General features: G+C 53.1%; 3 protein-coding genes and 1 pseudogene. All 4 read right to left on the reverse strand.

What is annotated here, in order from left to right; all coding sequences use genetic code 11:
• Positions 1-257: ATP:cob(I)alamin adenosyltransferase (locus tag QZ197_RS08645; protein ID WP_296431486.1), on the reverse strand; the 257-nt coding region annotated here is incomplete at its 3' end.
• Between the two features lie 4 nt (positions 258-261).
• Positions 262-468 carry a twin transmembrane helix small protein gene (locus QZ197_RS08650; protein WP_296431487.1) on the reverse strand — a complete coding sequence of 69 codons (207 nt, stop codon included), beginning with the start codon at positions 466-468 and terminating at the stop codon, positions 262-264.
• A gap of 60 nt (positions 469-528) precedes the next feature.
• Positions 529-1,356: an SDR family NAD(P)-dependent oxidoreductase gene (locus QZ197_RS08655; protein WP_296431488.1), complete on the reverse strand. Its 828-nt coding sequence runs from the start codon at positions 1,354-1,356 to the stop codon at positions 529-531.
• Positions 1,357-1,475: 119 nt separating this feature from the next.
• Positions 1,476-1,661, reverse strand: a pseudogene (locus QZ197_RS08660) (hypothetical protein); the annotation flags it as partial.

The following is a 1,661-nucleotide window of genomic DNA, read 5'->3' on the forward strand; positions in this document are numbered from 1 at the left end:
TCCGCCTCTCCGTCTTTTTCCATATCGGGGCGGCATAGGTCCGCACCCAGATCGAACAGGTCGTTCTGGATCATCGCCAATTGCGCGTCCATTTCGCCAGTCGCGTGCAACCGTGCCATGCCAACCGTCGAATTTGTCTCGTCCACGGTGCCATATGACGTAACCCGCATCGAATGTTTTGCGACGCGGCTACCATTGCCCAAGGCTGTTTCGCCAGCATCACCCGTTTTCGTGTAAATTTTGTTCAGAACTACCATCAGATCAGCCTCCTTCGCCGCGCAAATAAACAAATAACAGAACCAAGGCGACCGCTACAAATTGCGCACCTATGCGCCAGCGCATGATCTTATTGGCATTCTTGCGATTCCATTCGCCACCCTTGCCGAAAGACCCGATGCCAAGCATCAAAATGCCCAGTACGACCAATACGGCCACCGCGATAAGCCAAAAAAGAGGATCGTCTGCCATGATATCTGTCCTTTGATCGTGTCGTAAGCGATGTAGCAGGCCTCAAGGTGAAAGAAACCCTTAGCCGCGCAAAATCAATTTATCCAGCATGCGCGTTGACAAGATACGCTTCATAAATCCCATCAAATGGGTGGGTTTTGTGACAAAGTAGCGCGGCTTGGGGTTTGCTGATGTCAATGCGAGCAGCAATTTTTTTGATACTGCACTGGGTGGTAATTCATATTTAGAGGGCTCTGTCTGCTCATAAAGCCGGTCGAGTTCTTCTTTGTAGGCATCCCGTCGTGCCGACCCTTGCCAGTCGATCCACTTCTCAAAATGCGGGATTGCATTGTTGCGCATTTCCGAAGTGATCGGGCCCGGTTCGATCAAGATGATTTTGATCGGTGTGCTGGCCATTTCAAGACGCAGCACATCTGTCAGCCCTTCAAGCGCGAATTTCGTGGCGGCATAAGACCCCCGCCATTTGTACCCGACAAAACCTAAAACGGAAGAGCAGTTGATGATCCGTCCATACCCTTGGGCACGCATGACGGGGATCACCAAACGTGTCAGTTCATGCAATCCAAAGACGTTCGTCTCAAAATTCTCACGGAGTGCGCCAACCGGCAGGTCTTCGACCGCACCCGGGCAGGCATGCGCCCCGTTATTATAGAGCGCGTCCAGCGTGCCGCCTGTTGCCTCAAGCGTTTCGGCCAAGCCATTCACCATGCTTTCGGCGTCGGTATAGTCGATGCGCGGGCTTTCAAACCCTTCTGCTTGCAGGCGCGCGCAGTCTTCTGCTTTGCGACAGCTTGCAAATACGCGCCATCCTGCTTCGCGTAACGTGCGTGCTGCGTCTAGGCCGATGCCGGATGATGATCCGGTAATAAGTATGGATTTTTGTGTCATGCCGCTTGTCTTGCATCAAGCAATGCGGTGGGCAAGGGGATTAGACCTTTGATACCAGTCGCGCGGTCATCCAGCCCGTTTGACCGCCATATGTCAGGCGGAATAGTGCCTAGCTAGTATTATTCCACGTCTACTTTGGACGTAGCTACTGCCTCCAATGATGCGCTCATTGTGATTGGGGCGTTCGCAAACTGGGTCGCGTTGTTGGGGAACTGTCCGTTCTGAGCGAACGGCGCCTGCGAGGTGATGACCCTTTCACGCGGCGTAAAATCACTCCCGCCGGACATTTCGTAAAAGACCCAGAA

This window comes from Yoonia sp. (assembly GCF_017854415.1).
In the GTDB taxonomy this organism is placed as follows: domain Bacteria; phylum Pseudomonadota; class Alphaproteobacteria; order Rhodobacterales; family Rhodobacteraceae; genus Yoonia.

Coding starts and splice junctions, on each gene's coding strand:
- QZ197_RS08655 (WP_296431488.1), bottom strand. CDS start 1,356: ATGACACAAAAATCCATACTTATTACCGGATCATCATCCGGCATCGGC.
- QZ197_RS08650 (WP_296431487.1), bottom strand. CDS start 468: ATGGCAGACGATCCTCTTTTTTGGCTTATCGCGGTGGCCGTATTGGTC.